This is a genomic window from Dorea sp. AM58-8 (assembly GCF_003464045.1).
Lineage (GTDB): Bacteria > Bacillota > Clostridia > Lachnospirales > Lachnospiraceae > Claveliimonas > Claveliimonas ammoniilytica.
The window spans coordinates 125829-148412 of sequence record NZ_QSDM01000004.1 but is presented as its reverse complement, the minus strand read 5'-3'; the positions used below and the strand labels follow the sequence as shown (position 1 = coordinate 148412).

19 protein-coding genes are annotated in these 22584 nt (G+C 44.0%); 5 read left to right on the top strand and 14 right to left on the bottom strand.

Annotated elements, in window-relative coordinates:
* Positions 1 to 133: 133 nt before the first annotated feature.
* The 6 genes from DXA18_RS05030 to DXA18_RS05005 all read right to left on the bottom strand — a co-directional run bounded on the left by DXA18_RS05030 (position 134) and on the right by DXA18_RS05005 (position 8815).
* A complete protein-coding gene (locus DXA18_RS05030) occupies positions 134 to 1453 on the bottom strand; it encodes an MATE family efflux transporter (protein WP_118382963.1) in 1320 nt (439 codons plus the stop codon).
* A 141-nt stretch (positions 1454 to 1594) separates the two neighbouring features.
* On the bottom strand, positions 1595 to 2965 hold the full coding sequence (locus DXA18_RS05025; RefSeq protein ID WP_118382962.1) for an MATE family efflux transporter: 1371 nt from the start codon (positions 2963 to 2965) through the stop codon (positions 1595 to 1597).
* 269 nt (positions 2966 to 3234) lie between these two features.
* Positions 3235 to 5733: a cation-translocating P-type ATPase gene (locus DXA18_RS05020; RefSeq protein ID WP_118382961.1), complete on the bottom strand. Its 2499-nt coding sequence runs from the start codon at positions 5731 to 5733 to the stop codon at positions 3235 to 3237.
* 124 nt (positions 5734 to 5857) lie between these two features.
* Positions 5858 to 6637 carry a ZIP family metal transporter gene (locus DXA18_RS05015; RefSeq protein ID WP_118382960.1) on the bottom strand — a complete coding sequence of 260 codons (780 nt, stop codon included), beginning with the start codon at positions 6635 to 6637 and terminating at the stop codon, positions 5858 to 5860.
* A 56-nt stretch (positions 6638 to 6693) separates the two neighbouring features.
* Positions 6694 to 7653 (bottom strand): TIGR03943 family putative permease subunit, encoded by a 960-nt coding sequence (locus tag DXA18_RS05010; protein WP_243007042.1) that lies wholly within the window; start codon positions 7651 to 7653, stop codon positions 6694 to 6696.
* A gap of 10 nt (positions 7654 to 7663) precedes the next feature.
* Entirely contained in the window at positions 7664 to 8815 is a 1152-nt protein-coding gene (locus DXA18_RS05005; RefSeq protein ID WP_118382959.1) for a CobW family GTP-binding protein, read from the bottom strand.
* 187 nt (positions 8816 to 9002) lie between these two features.
* On the opposite strand from DXA18_RS05005, the gene DXA18_RS05000 reads away from it, so the two are divergent.
* A complete protein-coding gene (locus DXA18_RS05000) occupies positions 9003 to 9845 on the top strand; it encodes a putative manganese transporter (protein ID WP_118382958.1) in 843 nt (280 codons plus the stop codon).
* Here the strand turns inward: DXA18_RS05000 and DXA18_RS04995 are convergent.
* The 3 genes from DXA18_RS04995 to DXA18_RS04985 are packed head-to-tail and all read right to left on the bottom strand — an operon-like array spanning position 9835 to position 11875.
* Positions 9835 to 10230, bottom strand: coding sequence for a DUF3783 domain-containing protein (locus DXA18_RS04995; RefSeq protein WP_118382957.1), 396 nt, complete (start codon positions 10228 to 10230; stop codon positions 9835 to 9837). The two genes, DXA18_RS05000 and DXA18_RS04995, sit on opposite strands and share 11 nt — an antisense overlap.
* Entirely contained in the window at positions 10221 to 10928 is a 708-nt protein-coding gene (gene deoD, locus DXA18_RS04990; RefSeq protein WP_118382956.1) for a purine-nucleoside phosphorylase, read from the bottom strand. The genes DXA18_RS04995 and deoD overlap by 10 nt, the downstream gene beginning before the upstream one ends.
* A gap of 47 nt (positions 10929 to 10975) precedes the next feature.
* Positions 10976 to 11875, bottom strand: coding sequence for an Rpn family recombination-promoting nuclease/putative transposase (locus tag DXA18_RS04985; RefSeq protein WP_118382955.1), 900 nt, complete (start codon positions 11873 to 11875; stop codon positions 10976 to 10978).
* 276 nt (positions 11876 to 12151) lie between these two features.
* On the opposite strand from DXA18_RS04985, the gene DXA18_RS04980 reads away from it, so the two are divergent.
* From DXA18_RS04980 to DXA18_RS04970, 3 genes are read left to right on the top strand one after another with little or no spacing between them, the layout of a single operon-like run.
* Complete coding sequence (locus DXA18_RS04980) at positions 12152 to 12658, top strand: GNAT family N-acetyltransferase (protein WP_118382954.1); 507 nt, start codon at positions 12152 to 12154, stop codon at positions 12656 to 12658.
* A gap of 30 nt (positions 12659 to 12688) precedes the next feature.
* Complete coding sequence (locus DXA18_RS04975; RefSeq protein WP_118382953.1) at positions 12689 to 13540, top strand: LD-carboxypeptidase; 852 nt, start codon at positions 12689 to 12691, stop codon at positions 13538 to 13540.
* A 46-nt stretch (positions 13541 to 13586) separates the two neighbouring features.
* Positions 13587 to 14387, top strand: a complete 801-nt coding sequence (locus DXA18_RS04970) for an MBL fold metallo-hydrolase (RefSeq protein ID WP_118382952.1) — start codon at positions 13587 to 13589, stop codon at positions 14385 to 14387.
* Between the two features lie 119 nt (positions 14388 to 14506).
* Here DXA18_RS04970 and DXA18_RS04965 read toward each other — a convergent pair whose 3' ends face one another.
* A complete protein-coding gene (locus tag DXA18_RS04965; RefSeq protein WP_118382951.1) occupies positions 14507 to 14995 on the bottom strand; it encodes a hypothetical protein in 489 nt (162 codons plus the stop codon).
* Between the two features lie 178 nt (positions 14996 to 15173).
* On the opposite strand from DXA18_RS04965, the gene DXA18_RS04960 reads away from it, so the two are divergent.
* Positions 15174 to 16250: an iron-containing alcohol dehydrogenase family protein gene (locus tag DXA18_RS04960; protein ID WP_118382950.1), complete on the top strand. Its 1077-nt coding sequence runs from the start codon at positions 15174 to 15176 to the stop codon at positions 16248 to 16250.
* Between the two features lie 63 nt (positions 16251 to 16313).
* Here the strand turns inward: DXA18_RS04960 and lepB are convergent, their stop codons facing one another.
* The 4 genes from lepB to DXA18_RS04940 all read right to left on the bottom strand — a co-directional run bounded on the left by lepB (position 16314) and on the right by DXA18_RS04940 (position 22454).
* Positions 16314 to 16874 (bottom strand): signal peptidase I, encoded by a 561-nt coding sequence (gene lepB, locus DXA18_RS04955; protein WP_118382949.1) that lies wholly within the window; start codon positions 16872 to 16874, stop codon positions 16314 to 16316.
* 190 nt (positions 16875 to 17064) lie between these two features.
* Entirely contained in the window at positions 17065 to 17256 is a 192-nt protein-coding gene (locus DXA18_RS04950) for a hypothetical protein (RefSeq protein ID WP_118382948.1), read from the bottom strand.
* Between the two features lie 18 nt (positions 17257 to 17274).
* Positions 17275 to 17478, bottom strand: a complete 204-nt coding sequence (locus DXA18_RS04945) for a hypothetical protein (protein WP_118382947.1) — start codon at positions 17476 to 17478, stop codon at positions 17275 to 17277.
* A 32-nt stretch (positions 17479 to 17510) separates the two neighbouring features.
* Entirely contained in the window at positions 17511 to 22454 is a 4944-nt protein-coding gene (locus tag DXA18_RS04940; protein ID WP_118382946.1) for an MBG domain-containing protein, read from the bottom strand.
* Positions 22455 to 22584 lie beyond the last annotated feature (130 nt).

The window sequence follows — 22584 nt, the reverse complement described above, 5'->3', positions numbered from 1 at the left end:
AAGGATATCGTGCCACAGGTGCACAAAGCGAAAGCCCCAGAGACGTCACCTCTGAGGCTTTCTTTTTAGGCTAGTTGTCACTGTCATTTCCGTCTAACCATTTACAAATATAATTTTATCAATTATTATTCATTCATTTTAAATAAGTTTTTTTCATCTTCTTATATAATCCGTAAGCCACAACACATACCACCAACTCCGTCAGCGGAAATGTCATCCACACACCTGTAAGCCCTGCCACATTTGCCATGATAAATGCCAGCGGTATGATCACGATCAGCCCGCGAAGCAATGAGATCATCTGTGCCGGAGCCGCCTGATCTGTTGCCGCAAAGTATATCGCAAGCAGGATATTCGCTCCTACGAACGGACAGGCTGTAAAATAAATCTTAAGTCCTTCTACTGCTATTCTCTGCAGATCCATATCCCGACCGCTGTTAAAGATCATTGCAATCTCATCTGCATTCCAGTAAATCCCCACGTAGATCACAATCGCAAGTACAACTGTAAGCTTCATTGCGCAACCAAGGAATCTATGCACATTCTTTTCCTGGCTGCGCCCGTATTCACGGCTCAAAAGTGGCTGCACCCCTTGCGCGATACCATTATAAATAGCAATTACGACAATGGATATATTAGCTACCACACCATATGCCGCCACGCCTACATTTCCCGCCAGACCAAGGATCAGCAAATTAAATACTGCAATTACCAGTCCGGATGACACTTCTGTTACCAGGGACGGCACACCGAGCCCTGCTGCCGATGCCACGAGTCTCACATCCGGTCGGACACGTATCAATCGAAACCGATTCTTCTTTTTCACAAAATGCTGCAACAATATTAATATACTGATAATCGGAGCAACTGCCGTTGCAAGTACCGCACCGAAGAGTCCCAGTCCCATCGGGAATACAAAGATGTAATCAAATACAATATTAAACAGACATCCACTCAGCATCGCAGTCATTGCCAGAGACGTATTGCCGTCATTCCGGATCATGGCACCAAGCAGATTATTAATCATAAACATTGGAGAAAACAATAAAATCACCTGCAGATACGTTCTTGTCATATCGTATACTTCTGCATTGGCTCCCACAAACGCCGTGATTGGATCTGCTGCCAACAGACCGATCAACATATAGATTACAGCCAGCACCGTCACCACACACAAGCTGCTGGTAAACAGCACATCGCCACGTTTTTCATTTCCCGTGCCCTTCATAATGCCGTATTTTGTTCCGCTCCCGATACCCAGCATAAAGCCACAGCCGTTCATCACACTGAATACCGGTATTGCCAGATTCAGCGCCGTCAGACCATCTGCCCCGACACCTTTCGATATAAAATACGTATCAGCCAGAATATAGCAGGATACACCAAGCTGACTGAGCACGCTCTGTGACACGTATCTTCCAAATTCCTGCAAAGTATTCTCTTTTCCTGCCATACCTCATCCCCCTGTATTCAGCTAAGTAAAGCGGACATTCGCAATCCGCTTCGCTACTTGCTCATGAACGCAGTCGCTTCGCGATCTGTCAGTGGGAGCTTTCAACTCCCACTGACATAAGCATCCCCCATCACCCGCCGCTTAGTACTCCGCGCACTTGAAGCGGGGGGAATGCTTATCTGCGTTCATTTTCACTGATTTGTGGTAAATTCTCCATGCAATCAATGCCGTGATCGTCTCTGAAATCCAGAATGCATGCCATACCCATTCCGCGCCACCGATTCGACATAAGATCCATGCTGCCGGAACAATTGTGATCAGATATCGGAACAATGAAATCTGGAAAGATTCTTTTCCTTTTCCCAGTCCTTCCAGTGCTCCCGATGTGGTCACCGATACTGCTGAGATCACAAAGCCCATACTAATCACACGAAGTGCTGTCTGTCCGATCCGGATCGTCTCGTTATTTGTCGTAAAGAATCCAATCAGCTGGCCAGATGCCAGCAGACAGAGTATCGTACCAAGAATCATAATACTTCCTGTCATATAGAGTGTCAATCGATAAATCTTCTTTACACGCTCTTTCTCACCCGCTCCGTAATTATAACCGATTACAGGGCGCATTCCCTGAATGATTCCATTTGCCGGCAGATACAAAAATGTCTGCAACTTGTAATAAATACCAAGCACTACTACATAACTTTGCGAATACGCTGCAAGCAGTCCATTTAACAGCGAGATCAGAAGTGACGGAAGTGCCAGATTGAAAATTGCCGGAATCCCCACGCCGTACAGCTTCCGGTCAATCGCGCTGTCCAGATGGCAGTATTTCCATTGGAAATGCACCGTCTGCTTCGGGCTGAGATACGCAACAATATAGATTACCCAGGTCAGGAGCTGACCAAGTCCTGTTGCCAGTGCCGCACCACGGATTCCCATCTCCGGAAATGGACCAATGCCAAAGATCATCAATGGATCCAGGATAATGTTCGCAATCGATCCACACATCAGACTTAGCATGGTAACCTTCATATTACCTGTTGCCTGAAATAACTTTTCAAATACCAGCTCGATCATAATCGTCGGCGCAAATAAAAATACGATTACAGAATACTGCATACCCATTTCGATCACTTCTGCATCTCCGGTGAACATTCTAAGAAATACCGGCATTAACAGAATCCCTGCTGCCATCATAATCACACTGTGGATTAATGCAAATATAAATCCATGCGTTGCTGCAATATCTGCTTTTTCTCTGTTACCCGCTCCCAGATGAAATGCAATTACTGCATTAATACCTATACCAAAACCAATTGCAATCGCATTCATCAGATTCTGCAGCGGATATACAAGTGACAATGCCGTCATTGCCTTCTCATTGATCTGCGCTACAAACAGACTGTCCACAATGTTATAAAGTGAATTTACCAGCATGGACACTACCATCGGTAATGCCATAGATGTCAGCAGTGGCAAAATCGGCTTCTCTTTCATAAAAGTATCGTTCATCATATCCTCCCTCATAACTCCTGATATCTTATTACAGAACAAAGAATGTGCCTTGGCACATTCTCGCGCCTGCGGCGGTCGCTTGCGACATCTACCTCATCCGCCGCAGTGCGCATCCTCGCGGAGCGTTTTTTACTTTACAGGAAAGCAATTTCCTGTAAAGTAAAAAAACGCCATACAACCACTATCATAGTGATCGTATGGCGAAAAATGGTTACACCAGAAAAATCCATACAGGTTTTAGCTTCCCTAACATAACAGAATCTGTCTTATCTGTCAAGTTCCTCCCCTTCTAGCTTATGGATCAGTTCCTCTTTGGAAATATCACCGCGTATCCTTTTAACCAGAAGCCTTACGTCTTCTACCAGAATACTCAGGTAACGGAAGAAGGATTCTGCTGCAAACGAGAACATGACAAACAGCAAAATACAAATTGTGGACATACCACTCATAGCAAACAGCTGATTCAGGAATACTCCACAGAAAATCATCCCCACAATACATCCGCTGAATACCGCCAGGCGGACACTGTTCATCGGCTGACAGATCTTATACAGGATCATGAATCCAACAATCGCCAGAAGCATCGTAGCTGCCGTTGCGATATCCTCTGACGGGAGTCCGAATACATGTCCGCATACAACCAGTGCTCCCACTGCAAACACATCCGTAAGTCCCGCCGGAAGTGCTTTCAGAAGGACATTGGTCATAAAATGTCCCTTGATACGAGTCTTATTCGGTTCCAACGCCAGGAAGAATCCCGGAATACCAATCGTAAACATGCTGATCAGAGATACCTGCGACGGTTCCAGTGGATAGCTGATCATAAATACCGCAGACAGGATTGACAGCAGTAACGAGAATATATTCTTAACCAGGAACAAACTCGCTGACCGCTGGATATTATTAACTACACGTCGTCCTTCTAATACTACGGAAGGCATACAGGAGAAATCCGACTCCAACAGCACTACCTGCGCAGCCTGGGTAGCTGCCTCGCTTCCGGATGCCATCGCGATACTGCAATCCGCATCCTTCAGCGCAAGCACGTCATTGACACCATCACCGGTCATGGCAACCGTGTTGCCTGCTTTCTGCAGCGCATGTACAAACTGTCTCTTCTGATTCGGCGTTACACGGCCGAATACGGTGTATTTCTCCATGGCTCTTGCCACCTGTTCATCCGTCTTCAGAGTAGACGCATCTACATAGTGCTCAGCTCCGGCAATCCCCGCCTGAGCTGCGACCTCAGATACGGTCATCGGATTATCACCGGAAATGACCTTGATCTGCACATCCTGCTCCGCAAAATATTCAAACGTCTCTTTTGCCTTGTCACGGATTGGATTGGCAAGCGTGACATATCCTAACGGCACTACTTTTTCAGTCAGTTTCTTACCGTCAATCTCACCTTCATATTTACCAAATACCAGCACACGATATCCTTTTTTCGCATACTGTTCTATCTCTGCTTCATAGAGAATGTAGTCATCCCGAAGCACCATCTCCGGAGCACCGAGTACATAGGCCCCATCCTCAAATGTAACACTGCTATACTTCACCGCTGAAGAGAATGAAGTCATGCTCACTGCTTTCTTCCCTGTATTCTCTGTGAAGTAAGCTTTCAACGCTTCCATAGTGATATTATCAGCCGTCATCGCTGCCGCAAAATCACCGATCATCTGATCCAGAGGTGGGTACTTCTCCTTTTCCTTCCCACTGGAATAATCTAACGTCTCGACTGCTTCATGGACCGCCATGGTGTTCTCGGTAATCGTTCCCGTCTTATCCACACACAGCACATTGACCCTGGCAAGTGTTTCGATGCTCTTCATATCGTGAAGCAGTACCTGCTGCTTGGCAAGACGCATGGCACTGACCGCCAATGCAACAGTTGCCAGCAGATACAGTCCCTCCGGGATCATACCGATCACTGCCGCTACCATCGAAGTCACACTGCTCTGGAACGGATCGTGGTTAAAGAAAAAGCTCTGCACTACCAGAATAATACCAATCGGAATGATCGCAATACCGACCCATTTGACCAGCTTATCCAGTGCACGGATCATCTCTGACTGCTCGCCCTCGCCCATCTTCTTCGCTTCCAGTGTCAGCTTGGAAATATAGGAATCCTCTCCAACCTTGTCAAGTCTGGCATGACACTTGCCGGATATTACAAAGCTTCCAGACATGAGCTGATCTCCTCTGCGCTTCGTGATCTCATCTGATTCACCGGTCAGCAGTGATTCATTCACCTGCACCTCTCCGGCAGACACGATTGCATCTGCACAGATCTGATTGCCTGCACTGAAAATCACGATATCATCCAGCACCAGATCCTCCGAAGCCACCTGCTGCACCTTACCGTCTCGCACTACCTTGGCATGTGGCGCATTCAACATACTCATCTTATCCAATATGTTCTTCGCCCGAATCTCCTGATAAATACCGATTAACGTATTACCAATAATAACCGGCAGAAATGTCAGGTTACGGAATGATCCTACAATGATCAGCAACACCGCCAGCACGAAAAAGATCAGGTTGAAGTAAGTAAATGTATTCTCCCTGACAATATCTTTGGTCGTCTTAGACGGAGCCTCCACAGACAGATTCCGCCATCCCTGCAGTCGATGCTCCATAACCTGATTCGTCGTCAGTCCTTCATGATAATCCGGATCATACCTCTCCGGCGTAATCCGTTCTCTGCGTCTCGGCTGCTCCTCCGCAGTTCGTCTTTTTACTGGTTTCTTACCTTTATGTGCCATAATTATCTATCTTCACTTCCTGTACTTTATCCGACGTTATTTCTCAACATCTTTTTCCATTATACGCCAATTTTCTTTCATGTCTATGAAGAAAGTATGAAACTTTCCTTAATGAATTGTTCAATCATCCTAACGCTACGTCAAGTACCATCATAACCACAAAGCCAAGTGCAAATCCCACCGTTCCTATATTGCTGTGTTCTCCTTCGCTTGTCTCCGGTATCAGTTCCTCCACAACTACGTAGATCATGGCACCTGCTGCAAATGCAAGCAGATAGGGAAGTACCTGTATCAACACATCTTTCAATAATATCGTAATTCCGGCTGCAATCGGTTCTACGATCCCTGATCCCGCTCCGTACAGAAATGCTTTGCCTTTGTTCATGTTCTCTTCACTTCGAAGCGGCATGGATACGATGGCTCCCTCCGGAAAATTCTGGATCGCAATTCCGACCGCCAATGCAAATGCTCCCGCCAGCGTGATATCTGTATGCTCAGCCGCGATTCCTGCAAATACAACTCCCACAGCCATTCCTTCCGGGATATTATGGATTGTCACAGCCATGACCATCTTCATGCTCCGGCTCCAGTTCTTCTTTACGCCTTCCGCTTCTTCCTGTCCGAGGTGCTGATGTGGCACATAACTGTCCATCAGCAGAAGTGTAAGTATTCCAACCATAAATCCGAGTGCCGCCGGGATAAAGTGAAGCTTACCCATGGACTCAGACATTTCCATAGCAGGAATTAAAAGTGACCACACAGAGGCGGCCACCATAATGCCGGACGCGAAACCCAGAAGTGCTTTCTGGACTCCCGCCCGAATATCATTTTTTAATAAGAACACACATGCAGCACCCAGCGCTGTACCGGCAAACGGTATCATAATACCCAAAAATATATTCATATACTCTCCTGTATTCTCATCTTACATTGTCATCTTATGCCAGATAACAATATCAGTTAATTAAAATATACCAGTTCGTCTTCCGGCTCCTGAATCGGTTCCAAGGATTCCAGTGTGATCACCGGTCCTCTGCCACGATAAGCACGCTTAAATTCAAAGCCTACTTTACCTCTGGCTCTTACCCAGGTATTGGCTTTCATATCTTCGATTGCCATATGCTTGCAGATAAAGCCAAGGAATGTAATATCATCTGCGCAGCAGGTCATAGCACTTCTTCCAAGTACAAATTCACCCTTCGGAAATCCTTTGGCCTTTCTTGCTCTTCCCTGAATCTCCACAACCTTGCCTTTATACTTTTCCGGGTTGTCCATCATATCTACATACCAGATACCGTAATCCATATCCTCAATCTTAATAACCGGTGCATCCAGATCATAAGGCATCTGATCGCTGAAGATATCTTCAATCTCGCCTTCTGCACCCTCAAAGATAATCTGTGCTCCCTGATTTACTACTTTTACACTTCTGCGGTAACCGGCTAACGGCATATCCTCCGTACAACGGTTAAACAGTACCATATCTGCATTACGCACCATTTCTACAAAAAGCGATTTCATATTGGCAATATACACATCAAATGTACTTGCATCTACGGTTGTGATCTCCTGGATCAGCCCCCAGCCATCCGGCACATTCAGCGCCTCCATCTTGCTGACCGGATACATACCATTACATTCAAAGATCACACGCTCCGGATGGTACTTATCTTCTACTTCCTGAAGGAATTCCTTTGTCAGTTCTTCCGGATCTTCTACGGTAACAATCTTCGCTTTTGCACGTGCAAGAAGGTCTTCTTCATATTCCTCTTCGCCTTCCTCACACAGAATAATAACCGTCGTTCCGTCTATTTTAAAATACTGTTTATCAATCGTCTGTTTCAGGAAAGAAGTCTTACCACTCTCCAAAAATCCAGTCATCAGATAAACTACTACTCTTGCGTCATCTACCATCTGCATAATCAGTCACCTATACCTCAAATAATTCTGCCAGTGCGTCCTCTTTCAGTTCAGAACCGATTACACAGATGCGTCCTGTGAATTCAGGCTCTCCTGTTCTGACTTCCTGCTCACCCGGAACCATGTCAAAGTAAATCCACTGTCCGTCATCACCTGCAACCATACCTTTTGCTCTCAATACTACACCATAAGTATCGGCTGCATCCAGTGCTGCAAGTTTCACTTTTAATTCTTCTTTATTGAATTTCTTCACAGTCTCTTTGCCCCAGCTTGAGAATACATCGTCTGCATGATGATGTCCATGGTGGTGATGATCATGGTCATGGCAACCACAGGTACAGTTTTCATCATGCTCATGGTAATGCTCATGCTCGTGATGATGGTCGTGTTCGTCATGGGCATGGTGATGCTCGTGTTCATCATGCTCGTGATGATGGTGTTCGTGCTCGTCGTGGTCATGATCATGGCAGCCACAGGTGCAGTCCTCGCCATGCTCGTGATGATGTTCATGTTCATGGTCATGCTGATGGCGCAGTTCCTCTTCTAACATCTGCTTTTCCAGAGAATCCACATGTTCCATCGTCTCCAGAATCTTAGCACCATCCAACTGTTCGATCGGAGTTGTGATAATTGCCGCATTTGCATTCATCTCACGAAGCATCTTAACAGCCTCTTCAACCTTGCCTTCCTTAGCCACATCCGTACGGCTCAGGATAATAGCTCCTGCTGTTTCTACCTGATTGCTGTAGAACTCACCGAAGTTCTTCAGATACAGTTTGCACTTATTCACATCTACAACTGTTGTGTAGCTGTTCAATACGATATCTACACTGTCTTTTACATTCTCCACTGCTTTGATCACATCAGACAGCTTGCCAACTCCGGATGGCTCGATCAGAATACGATCCGGATGGTATGTCTCAATTACTTCCTTTAAAGAAGTACCGAAATCACCTACCAATGAACAGCAGATACATCCGGAATTCATCTCACGGATCTCTACTCCAGCTTCCTTCAGAAACCCTCCATCAATACCGATCTCACCGAATTCGTTCTCGATCAGTACTACCTGCTCGTTCTGAAATGCTTCTTTCAAAAGCTTTTTAATCAACGTAGTCTTGCCGGCTCCAAGAAAGCCGCTGATAATATCTATCTTTGTCATCTTAATACACTCTCCTTTTTTAGTCCTAAACTTTGTTTTAGCACAAATATCACAAAAAGTAAAGCCGCCATCCGTATTCTTTCCTATTATAGAGAAATCGTATCATTCATTTGACATTTCCTCTGAAACTTGGTAGTATAAAAAAGATATTCCTAAACCAGTTTAATAATAAGAAAGAAGGTTACTTATGAATATATTTCTGGATGTTCTCCAGGATACCGTATCAGACAGCCTGCATATGCTGCCTTTTTTATTTGCGGCATTTCTGCTGATCGAGACTCTGGAACATTACTCAACAACATTTATCAATCAGGCACTGATAAAGATTAATAAAGCGGGTCCGTTAGTCGGTGCTATCCTTGGCTGTATCCCACAGTGCGGATTCTCCGTTATGTCTGCGAATCTGTATTCCAGCGGTGTCGTATCCCTGGGTACAATGCTTGCTGTCTTTCTGGCGACTTCCGATGAAGCGATCCTGCTTCTGCTCGGTCACCCGGAAAGCGCAGGAAGTATCTGGACACTGTTGACAGCAAAACTGCTCATCGCTGTAATTGCCGGTTATATCACAGATTTGTTTCTGGCGAAGCGAATCTCCACACCAAAGCACTTCGGTGATCTCTGCGACCACTGTGGCTGCCATGAGCATCACGGCATTGTACTTCCGGCATTCAAGCATACACTGAAGCTTTTTGCATACATTTTTGTATTCTCAGGCTTATTGAATCTGATTATTGCTTATGCAGATCTGCATACACTTTCAACCATTCTGTTAAGCGGGAGCCTGTTGCAGCCATTTCTGGCCGCACTGATCGGATTTATTCCAAACTGTGCAGCATCCGTAGTACTGACAGAATTATACCTTAGTGGAACACTGTCTTTTGCTTCTGTCGTTGCTGGTCTCTGCACCAATGCAGGTGTCGGACTCGTTGTCCTGTTCGAAGTCGATAAAAATCGTAAAGAAGACCTTAAAATCGTAGGTCTCCTTTACTTCTTTGCAGTAGCAGCCGGACTGATCCTCTCTATTTTTTAAGAGGCTGTCCGGTCATCTGCTCATGTTCACTTTTAATCTCATGATATAATCTTACAGAATTCCATTCCTGATTCACCGGTGTCAGCACCGCTTTTAACGGTATATACACTCTTTCTTTGCGCAGATAATTAAGCAGCAGATCCATCTGCCTGCCAAGCTGGCATATCACCAGCATCTCATCGTCAAAACTTTCCAGAACTTCCTGTTTACAATCGCCATCCGGTACTTCCGACGATGCCTCAAAAAGAGTACGGATTGCTCTTCCGTAGTCTTCTTTAGCAACCATCTTTACTCTTATCCCATGCATTCCGCAAAATGCCTGGATCTTATTCTTTCTCTTTCTATCCGTAAAATTATAAATCAATATCGTAGGTTTTACTGACATACCGCTGTCTCCAATGCAATCTCCATCATCTGTCTGAATCCATTCTGTCGTTCTTCGGCACTGAGCGATTCTCCATTTACGATCGAATCCGATACGGTAAATATTCCCAGTGCTTTCACCCCAGCCCGTGCTGCCTCACAGTATAATGCATAGCTCTCCATCTCTATGCCAAGCACGCCAAGCTCTGCCCAACGTTTCCATTCCGGAGTCTCTGTATAAAACAGATCCGAAGACAATACATTGCCCACATGACTGACTGCCTGCAATCGGTCAGCAGCTTCTTTTGCTGTACTTAAAAGACCGAAATCCGCGATCGCACTGAATGTGCCCGGCAGCTGATACTGATGTGCATAATTACTGTCTGTGCAGGATGCCTGCGCCATGATAATATCTCCCAACAGAATATCTCCCCGTATTGCTCCACAGGAACCAATCCGAATCAGATTCTTCACTCCATATACGTGGATCAACTCATGACTGTATATTCCCATTGAAGGCATTCCCATGCCCGTCCCCATAACAGAAATGCGCTTTCCTTTATATGTTCCGGTATATCCAAACATATTCCGTACTGAATTAAACTGAACCAAGTCTCCCAGATAGGTTTCTGCAATGAACTTCGCCCGGAGCGGATCTCCCGGAAGCAGAATTGTCTCCGCAATATCGCCTGGGTTTGCTGTATTATGTGGTGTAGCCATAATCATACCTCCCTGTGTTAAATTAACTATAGTATACCACAGAGGGATTAATCCAGTCCTGCTCTTTCCCGAAATTCTTCGATTGACGATGCCTTAGCTGCAATAAGATTCCATTTCTTGATTACGTCCAAATCAATCTCTCCTCGCATCCGTACCCACATATCGTCTGGAATTTCACCCAATTCATCTAACAAGCTAAACAAAATTTCAAGTGCTCCTGCCGCTTTCGCATCTGCGATTTTCTCCCTCTCTCTCGTGATCCCTTTCATATACTGTGCCTCCATTTCCGCATTTGATCGTATTGATTCGATAATCTCATGGAGTCTTTTAAGACGCGGATCACTGTTTCCTTCCAATACTTCTTCAGAGCTGTTCTCTACGTAATGCAAAAAATTAATCAGCGTCGAGTCTTCTTCCTCATCATTCATGCCTTTTGTATTTAATATAATCTTAGAAGTCTCATCACCTAATTCCAGATCATCAACTTCCAGACAACGATTGCTGAAAGAATATCGATATTGACCATAGCCATACAGATCAAAGCCACATATAACAACTATCACCGATGGTTTTAACTTATCAAAACTCTCTTCCCCACTTTTCAACATCGGTGCATCAATCAAGCTCTGATAAAATCTGGTACGTTTCGGAATATTGCCACGTTTTCTCTTTTGCATTTCCACATCATAAACGGTACCCTCTTCAGTCTCCACATAGAAATCCAGTCTGGCGCCACGCTTTCCCGGCAGGTTATGTATTACTTTCTGGTTCTCCCGCCATCTTATCTCCTTAATGTGAATCCCCATTGCCAGTTCCAGAATAAGCTTACAGCTTTCCAAATCTTCCGTTACTACATCAAACATATAATCATCCACAAGATCTAACTCTCCGAATGATTTCTCACACTCATAATCCTCCATCAGATTATCATTCATTCTTTTGTCCATCCATTTCCTCCTCATTATATAATAGTTTCATTTATATTGCAATATCCATGTATTATCCAATTTAAAAATGTTTCAAATACGATTTTTCCATTTCCCGGTAATTTCATGTTTTTGCGTATTTTTAATGTTTTTCATCTTTTCTATCGGATTACATATATACTACATGTACATATTCTATTCGTCAACTATTATTTTCAACTTTTTCTTGTTTTTCGATTGAATCCATGTCGGCTACATGCTAAAATCTATTCAGAACATTTTGGAGGTCACAACATTATGAATGCAAATCATTTTATAATAAAGCATGCTTCCCAGGAAGATATCCCAGCTCTCACAGCCGTTGAAAGGGAATGCTTCCCGGCTGCAGAAGCAGCATCCGAAGAAGAGATCGCCGCCAGAGTACATGCATATGGAAAGCATTTCTGGCTTCTCTTTGAAGGCAAGAAGCTGATTGCTTTTGTGGATGGTATGACGACTGATCAGACTGATCTGACCGATGACATGTACGAGAACGCGAGCCTGCATGATGAGAACGGCGCATGGCAGATGATCTTCGGTGTGAATACGATTCCTTCCCATCGCAGACAGGGACACGCAGGTCTTCTGATCCGCCAGGCAATCGAAGATGCCAGAGCCCAGGGTCGCAAAGGTCTCGTTCTCACATGCAAAGAAGCATTGATTCATTATTACGCCAGCTTTGGATTTGAAAATGAAGGTATCTCTGAATCAGTACACGGTAATGTCACCTGGTATCAGATGCGTCTGACATTTCCTGAAAAATAACCACTATCAGTTTTCACACGGAGATCTCTCATGAAAGAAAAAATCGGTATAACAGCCTGCTCGGATCCCATGAAGCCTGAATTTCAGTCCAATATGGATCGGCTGTGCGCTATTTTAAGTGATGTCGGATATGAACCAGTCATCAGTAATTGTATATATCCTAAAATATATCCCGAAGCATACGGTCTTCACGGCACCGGATCAGAACGCGCTGCGGAATTAATGCAGCTATATACAGATCCTGCGATTACATCGATCTTCGACATATCCGGTGGGGATATGTCCAATGAACTGCTGCCTTATCTGGATTTTGAAGTGATCAGGAATTCTGAAAAAAAGTTTTACGGATACAGTGATCTGACTACGATTTTGAATGCTATTTATGCCAAGACAGGCAAAGAAGCAGTTCTTTATCAAATCCGTAACCTTCTTTATCGACACGGTGAGGTGCAGCGCCGCGATTTTATCAACACACTGCAAAAGAATGGTAATGAGCTCTATGATCTGGATTATCATTTCGTCCAGGGTACTGCTATGGAAGGTGTTATGATCGGCGGTAATATCCGCTGCTTTCTGAAGCTTGCCGGAACCGAATATGTGCCGGATCTTCACGATAAAATCCTGCTGCTGGAAGCATTGAACACGAGCGTCCCACAGCTTATCACCTTCTTAAGCCAACTAAAGCAGCTTCATGCATTTGATCAGGTGAATGGCATTCTGCTCGGCACATTCACTAAGATAGAAAAAGAGCAGGTACAGCCGGATGCAGTCACGCTGGTCAAAGAATTTGCCGGATCAGAGCTTCCGATTGCTAAGACTGCTTACATTGGGCACGGTTCAGATTCCAAAGGAGCCGTCATTGGCAGATACTATTGCTTTTAAAAATCTGTAAAACTAAAAAATACTTATACCACAAGGAGACTACACTATGAAGATTACCATGTTAGGAACAGGCAATGCCCTGGTAACAGAGTGTTACAACACCTGTTTTGTATTAGAAGATGAAGGAAAATATTTTATGATAGACGGAGGCGGCGGCAACGAAGTGCTCAAGCAGTTGAAGCGTGCCGGGCTGAACTGGATGGATATGCGCGATATCTTTGTCACGCACAAGCATATCGACCACATTCTCGGCATCGTCTGGATGATGCGCCTGATCTGCCAGAATATGAATAAAGGAACTTACGAGGGTGATGCATTTATTTATGGGCACGATGAAGTGATCGCACTTCTAAAAGATATGGCAGAGAAATTATTACAGCCAAAGCAGATAAAAATGATTGGGGATCGTCTGCATCTGATCACAGTTCATGACGGTGAGACCAGAAAAATCATGGACAGAGATGTTACATTTTTCGATATTCATTCTACCAAAGCAAAGCAATATGGCTTCACCCTTAATATGGGCAATGGAGACAAATTCACCTGCTGCGGTGATGAGCCTTATAATGATGCGGAGCGCCCATACGCTGAGAACAGTAAGTGGCTGCTGCACGAAGCATTCTGTCTCTACAGCCAGGCAGACCGTTTTTCGCCGTATGAGAAACATCATTCTACGGTAAAGGATGCCTGTGAGCTTGCCGAAGAATTACATGTATCAAACCTCCTCCTTTACCATACAGAGGATAAAAATATTACCCATAGAAAAGAATTATATACCGCGGAAGGAACCGAGTATTACCACGGTAATCTCTACATTCCGGAAGATCTGGAAACAATAGAATTATAAGAAATTATAAGATCTGATGGAATCCCCTGATATACCAAATCTACTTCCATGTATACCAGGGCAGGATCACACTCCTGCCCCGGTACGGGATGGTATATCAAGCTATGCGAAACGTCACTTTATAATGCCAGGTTCAAAGAGAAGTCTAACGGTGCTTCTGAATGAAACATCTGCTTCTTCTTAAGCCCCAGATATTTGCCCAGACGATTCAGCACGGCATCATCCATCAGACGGCTATACTCCAATTTGATCGGACATAACTTCTTTCTGCGCTTTACCATCTGCTCCATCAGCATATACCGGTTCTCATATCCCGGGATCTTTACCATTCTCGGAAATACTTCCATATTGCACGGTACGATTCCAAGCTTTTCATGGCCTTTCTTTTCCAGCACAACTACCGCATGGATATCCTTATTCTTCAGAAACGGAAATGGCTGTTTCTTACCAACAATCTGCGGCGACAGAAGCGGCTGCACTTCCTCTGCAAAATATGTATCCAGGAACCGGAGAGCAAGCAGCTGTTCCTCACAGGTCATTCCTGTTTTGTTATCCTTGATCTTCTGCGACAGATGCATCTGATCATACAGCGATCCGCACCGTACCATAAAATCTTCCTATCTATCTTCCTCTCGTTAAATAAGGTCAAATCCATGTAAAGTGCAGGCACGATTGCTGCCCGACGTTCGACATGAATTTATCTTGTACTCTGCCTTTTCGCAGCCAAATGTGATAGAATAATAGAAATAAATTCATCATCCCACAAAGGAAAGGAGCATAATATACATGAAATTTCATATGCCAGTAAAAGTATATTGCGAACACAACTGCGTGAAAACTTACAGCGACGAATGGACCTCTCTCGGACACAAAGCCCTGATCGTAACTGGACGCAGTTCCGCGAAAAACGGAGCCCTTGCAGATGTGACTGATTCATTAGATGCGCATCACATCTCCTACTGTATCTTCGACCGTACTGAGGAGAATCCTTCAATAGAAATGGTTATGCAGGTACGCGACATGGGTATCCGTGAAAATGTCGACTTCGTCATCGGTATCGGCGGTGGTTCTCCAATGGATGCAGCCAAGGCAATCGCCCTTATGATCTATCACAAAGATAGGGATGCCGACTATCTCTATCAACAGGGAGACAGCACGGCACTTCCAATCGTAGAAGTTCCTACAACCTGCGGAACCGGTTCTGAGGTAACACCGATTTCCGTGCTGACAATCCACGCCAAACGCACCAAGTCCAGCATCCCACACCGTATCTTTCCACAGTATGCATTAGTGGATGGCAAATATCTGGCAAGCGCACCTAAGAAGATCCTGGTAAATACATCTGTAGATTCACTTGGTCATCTTATCGAAAGCTATATCAATCTTGGTGCAAGCCCGTTCAGCCGTATGATCTCAGAATATGGTATGGCACTCTGGAAAGATGTAAAACCTGCCCTTCTGAGCGATCATGTAACAGATGAAGACCGTGACCGCATGATGCTCACCTCCACACTTGCAGGTATGGCAATCACCCATGCTGGCACAACCCTGCCACATGGTTTAAGCTATTTTCTCACTTACGAGATGCATATTCCACATGGACAGGCTGTGGGATATTTCCAGCCGGGCTATGTAGCCGCTGCCGCTCCTAAGACACAGGCAAAAGTTCTAGAATTGATCGGCTGCAAAGATATCGCTGAATTCACCAATCTGATCCACACTCTGCTCGGACCACTCGAAATAGCACCGGATATGGTCGATACCGCCATTAAAGGTATCATGGCAAACGAACGCAAATTAAAACCAGTACCATACGAAGTAACCGAAGACACACTTCGCAAATTCTTCGAAATGGCAATGTAGCACAACAGGACAGATCAAAAGATCTGCCCTGCCATAATATCTATATGCCTTATAGATACACTATTATTTTATCTTACCCATATACCAGACAATCCGTCCTTTTATATCATCGATCTTCACCGTCCCTATCTCACGTGAATCTCTGGATATCTCCCGGTTATCACCAAGCACAAAGACCTGCTTATCATCTACCACCAATGGATAGGTAATATCATCTGACTTTGCATTAGTCTCACCGATTGCCTGTTCTGTCACTAGTTCTTCTCCATTGACGTAGATCTTGCCATTCTGGATATTCACTGTATCACCGGCCACTGCCACAATACGTTTCACATATTCTTCGCCATTCGGTCGTTTGATCGCGACAACATCTCCCACACGATATTCGGTATTCTTCCTTTTATATATCACCACATCCTGGTCATGCAATGTCGGATACATTGAATTCCCCTGTACGGTCGATATGCCCATCAACATATAAAATATCAGAAGAACTACAATAATTACTGCAATTGACTGCAGTGCAATAACGAAACGTTGAACCCGCCTCTCATGCGCTCTTTTCCGCTTCGTCTCCGGATCCACATCTTCCAGAATCTTCTTCTTGATATCATCTATGTCCATTCCAACGCCTTCTTTCTAACGCACGAGTTTCCCCATTGCTTATCATAACGGTAAACGACCGCAGCAGAAACTCCTGCCACGGTCATTTATAACTCAGGATCTCTCAGCTTTCACTGAACATGCGGTCAAGCTTACTCCGCCGTCTGATCCCACCTAACAATAATATACTCTTCCTGATGTACCCACATCATTAAAGTTCCTTATCTGCCTCAACTGAATCTTCCGCATACAGTTCAGATAACTGATCTTCCAGTTCATCCTGTTCGTCTTTTAACTTGCTGCGCTTTACCGCAAATGCAACAACCACGATTACCAGAATAACCAATGCAAGAAGGTCCCACCAGCAAAAGCCGAGTCTTGTATGTTCAAAAATATATGACATATATGTTCCCTCCTTTTATTATACTTCCTGTGCAGGTTTTTTGTCCAGTTCTTCTCGGAGGTCCTGGATCTTTTGATCCAGTTCCTCCTCAAAATCTTTTTCACGTTTCTTCTGATTATGACGATGAACCAATATCATAACAACCAGAATCACTGCAACAATCAATGCCGGTATATCCCAGGAATGTATTCCCAAATTATGCACAAATTCAAAATAACGCATATGCTTACCTCCTTTTCATCATTTGCTGTTCCTTAGCTATTCTTCTGCTCCTTTGAAGTTGGAAGTCCTCTCTTTACCAGTTCGGTATCCAGTTCTTCGCGAAGTTCAAAATTCTTCTTCTGTCTCTTCTTCATGTTGTGTGTGAAGAATCCGTAAAGAATTGCTGTCAGCAACATGATCAGGAAATGAAGGATACAGCACTTATGCTCATCCAAATTCTGGTTAGCCAACGGCACATCTCCATCATCTGAGCTGAATACTTCCTGTACGTCTGCTGCTACGTCTTTGATTGTATCTACAACCCTATCCAGTACGCCCGGGTTATCCGACGGTGTTGCCGGTGGGGTTGGTGTAACTGATGGATTATTATTAGTCGGTGCTGTTACAGTCAGCGTTCCAAGATTCTCACTAACTGTGTAGTTCGTTTCTTTCGCTGTCTGATTCCATACCAGGGAATAGCTGTTGGTTGCCGTTCCTACATTAGTAATGGTTCCTGTTGTTGCAAATGAAACAGTTTCACCATTTACCAGTCCGGTAATTGTTCCGGCTGCCGTCAGCGGTGTTCCATCATATACCTTGCTTGCATTTGGAGTAGTAACTGTTACAGTTGCAGGATTAACAACAATCTCTCCTGTTACTCTCGTAATCTTAAGATTAGCTGTTACATCTACGCCCGCTGCATTCACAATTACCAGTCTGTCTGCGTCCGCTGTCACCGCTTCTGTCGTTACATCTGTTGCTGTTGCATCAGACTCTGCTGTCTGCAGTGTATATCCTTCTGGGAGTTCACTTACTTCTACTGTTGCGCCATGTGGCTGTCCATCGTATGTGAATGTTCCTCCGGTTGTTGTTACTACGATTTCATCTTCTGTCTCTTTGACTACCAGTTTGCCAAGTGACACTTCCTTAATAATGTAGTTAGATTCTTTTGCTGTTGTTTCTTTGCTCTCCCAATCCAACTCATAGGTGTTATCACTATTGCCAACTTCTGTCTGAGTTCCTGTCGTCTTATGAGCTACAACTTCACGATTCTTCAGACCTTCGATCGTCATGTTCTCATTGGTCAATGGCTTGCCATCATAAGTCTTCTCAGCTTTCTCAGTTCTAATAATCAACGGAGCAGCAAAAATGTTGTATACTCTTGTGACTGTGCCAGTATAGTTACCTTTTCCGGTAATTGTAACTGTAATCGTCTTAACATCTTTGAAGTCTTTCTTATCGTAGCTTACTTCGTAGTCGGTACCTTCTGTAAGCGCATTACCATTCTTGTCAGTTACAGCCGGTGACCACTTATGAGCCTGTCCATCGTATTCTACATTAGATGGGCTATCAATCTGGATACCATCATAAGATGGATCTGGCTTCTCAGGATTTGGACCCGGATTAATGGACTGCGGTGTAACTTCCAGCGTTCCAAGCTTTTCTCCAGTCACCTTGTAGTTTCTTTCCTGAGCTGTCTTATCCCATACTATTTCATAAGTATTGTTACTCTTACCAACTTCTGTCTGTTTTCCGGTTGTTCTGAGTGTTAACTCTTCTCCAGCCACAAGACCATCTACACTGCCGCCTGCAGTCAGAGGTTCACCATCATATACCTTTTCATCACTATCTGTTGTAACTGACAGTTCTCTTGGCAGAATCTGATAACTTTTCTCTACTGTTCCCTTATAGTTACCTATACCAGTGATTGTTGCTTTGATTGCTCCTGTTACATTAGTGAAATCATCTTTATCATAAGATACTGTATAATCTGTACCCTCTACAAGTACATTACCTTTCGCATCCGTAACAGTCGGTGCCCACTTCTGTTCAGCACCATTGTAAGTCTTATTCTCCGGATCATCGATCTGAACATTCCTATATGACTCTGGATCCTTCGGATCAAGGCTCTGTTCTGTTACTTTCAATGTACCAACAGAATCGGTTATCGTATAGTTACCTGAAACTGCATTCTGATCCCATGTTAACTCATAATTATTAGCACTTTCGCCTTTAACCGTCTGATTTCCAGTCATTGTAAGAGTTACATTCTCACCCTCTACAAGTCCTTCAATTCTACCCGGTGCTGTAAGTGGTGTTCCATCGTAAACTTTCTCTGCTGAGTCTGTAGTTACAGTTGCTGCCTTTGGAATAATCTTAATTGTACCATTATTATAAGTAATATTGAGCTTAGCTGTTACATCTTCACCAGCAGCATTCACTATAACAAGCTGATCTGCTGTCGCAGTTACTTCACCATCTGCAACATTTGTTGCTGTTGCAGTAGATGCAGCTGTCTTCAATGTATAACCTGTTGGAAGAGTACTTACACTTACAGTCGCACCATGTGGCTGTCCATCGTATGTAAATGTTCCTCCGGTCGTTGTTACTACAATTTCAGCTGCCGACTCTGTAACTGTCAGCGTTCCAACAGATACACTCGCTATATTGTAGTTAGTCTCTTTTGCAGTCTTATCCCATACAAGTGTATAAGTATTGTCACTGCTTCCTACCGCTGTCTGACTTCCGGTTACTGCAAAACTTACCTCTTCATCATTTACAAGACCTTCGATACGGCCATCCGCTGTCAATGGTGTTCCATCATAAGGCTTATTATCGCTGTCAGTTGTGATAGTCACGTCTACTGGTGTGATCTGGTAAGTTCTTGTCACGCTTCCGCTGTAGTTTCCGATACCTGTGATCGTTACTTCAATTGCTCCTGTTACATTTGTGTAATCAGTCTTGTTGTAACTTACCGTGTAGTCAGTTCCTTCTACAAGAACTTTATCCCCATCTTTTACGGTTGGTGTCCACTTATGTTCTTTTCCATCATAAGTTTTATCTGATGGTTTATTGACTGTTACACCTCTGTAATTCGGATTCTCCGGTACAATACTCTGCTCTGTGATCTTCAGTGTTCCCACACTGTCTTTCACTTCGTAGTTGCTTTCCTTTGCGGTTCCATCCCACTTCAGTTCATAACTGTTCTTTTTGGTTCCCTTATTGGTAATGGTTCCTGTTGTCTTGAAGCTTACGGTCTCTCCCTTTACAATTCCATCGATTGTTCCGGCTGCTGTCAACGGTGTTCCGTCGTATACCTTGCTTGCATCCGGTGTATTGATAGTCACTGGAGCCTTTGTGATCTTGATCGTACCATTATTATAAGTAATCTTCAGATCCTTTGTTACATCTTTACCCTTTGTATTCACGATCACAAGCTTATCTGCTGTCGCTTCCACTCCGGCTTCTGGTGTAACGTCTGTTGCTGTTGCATTGGATACTGCTTTTGTTACCTGGTAGCCTTTCGGCAGTCCTGTTACTGTAACGGTTGCTCCATGGGCCTTTCCATCATAAACATGAGTCTCGCCTGTTGTTGTTACTACAACTTCCTTCGTACTCTCTGTTACGGAAAGGGTTCCTACTTCTTTTTTCTCAAGCTCGTAGTTAGACTTCTTTGCACTTCCTGTCCATTTCAGTTCATAGCTATTCTCGCTGTTTCCTACAACTGTCTGGCTTCCTGTCGTCTTAAAGTCTACGGTCTCACCTTCCACCAGTCCGCTGACTTTACCGCCTGCTGTCAAGGCTTCTCCATCGTATGCCTTGCTGGCTGATTCCGTCTTGATGCTGTACTTTCTTGGCAGGATCTGGTAACTCTTCACTACGCTTCCGCTGTAGTTTCCGATACCTGTGATCGTTACTTCAATTGCTCCTGTTACATTTGTGTAATCAGTCTTGTTGTAACTTACCGTGTAGTCAGTTCCCTCTACAAGAGTCTTATCTCCGTCTTTTACAGTCGGTGTCCACTTATGTTCTTTTCCATCATAAGTCTTATCTGATGGTTTATTGACTGTTACACCTCTGTAATTCGGATTCTCCGGCACAATACTTTGAGGTTTTACCGTCAGTGTTCCACTTTCAAGTCCCACATTATACTTAGATGTCACATCTTTATCACCGTGTTTAATGCTGTAAGCAGTTCCGGCAATAACGTTATATGAAGTTCCCACCTCTGTACGGCTTCCGCTTGTCGTTGCTGTAAGTACATCTCCATCTAACAGGATACCTTGCGTATAAGTATACTTTTCTTCAGTAAGAGGGGTTCCGTCATATACTTTCTCAGCACTTCCGGCTTTGATTGTGATCTTTTCTTTTGGATAATTCTTCTTATAAGTTACCGTTACTGTTACATCATCTTTCAAAACTGTAACTGTAACTTTTTCCTGATCTGCTGTATATCCTTCGATATTCGGCGATGTCTGGCTCACAGACTTTCCAGTCTCTACATCCTTAAAAATTACAGAATCTGCTGCTTTGCTTCCATCTTCATATACATAGTTAATCGTAACGTTATGCTTTTCAATCTTCTTAATTGTAAGCAACCCATCCAGATGCCACTGTTTTGTGGAACCAGTCTCATTACCGTAATCAGATGCTCCGCTTGCAATTTTAAGCCCATATCCGCTTGCTGACCAATTCACATTGCTTCCCTGCAGGTCAATGCCCTGTGATACCGACTGATTTCCTGAATAATAATGAATATTACCAAGTGCTGCCTGTACTGCTGAACTATATTCCGGATAATACCTGTCCAAATTCTTCTCATCCGCTGCTGGAACACTGTCGCTGGAGACATCTACATATCCTATCGTATACCATCCATCTTTGTTAATGTTCCATCCACTGGTACTTACACCAGCTGCGACATTTAACTTAACATACACATAAATTCTGGTCATTGCTTTCTTTGTTACTGTTACATCAAATGTCTCACTTTGTTCATACCAATAACCGAGATATCTACTATACCAGGAATGAGTTACGGTTACATTGCCCGCCTTTTTTCCAGTAAGCACTGCACTGGTACTGTTATTCGCATTAGCAGTAATCGATGCTTTATTATCATCGCTAACGCTCCACTTATCATAATTGCCGCCACGATCACTGGTAAGTGTAATTGTACTTCCAACTTCTACAGATGTTGGTCCAGAGATTGACATCAATGCAATGCCATTCTCTTCATCTATATCCTGTTCTGATACTCCAGGTTTCTGTACTTCTTCCGTTTCAGCATCAGTGCTCTCTTCTGTCTGAGTTTCTACCTTATCAACTGCCGTAACCGATCATCAG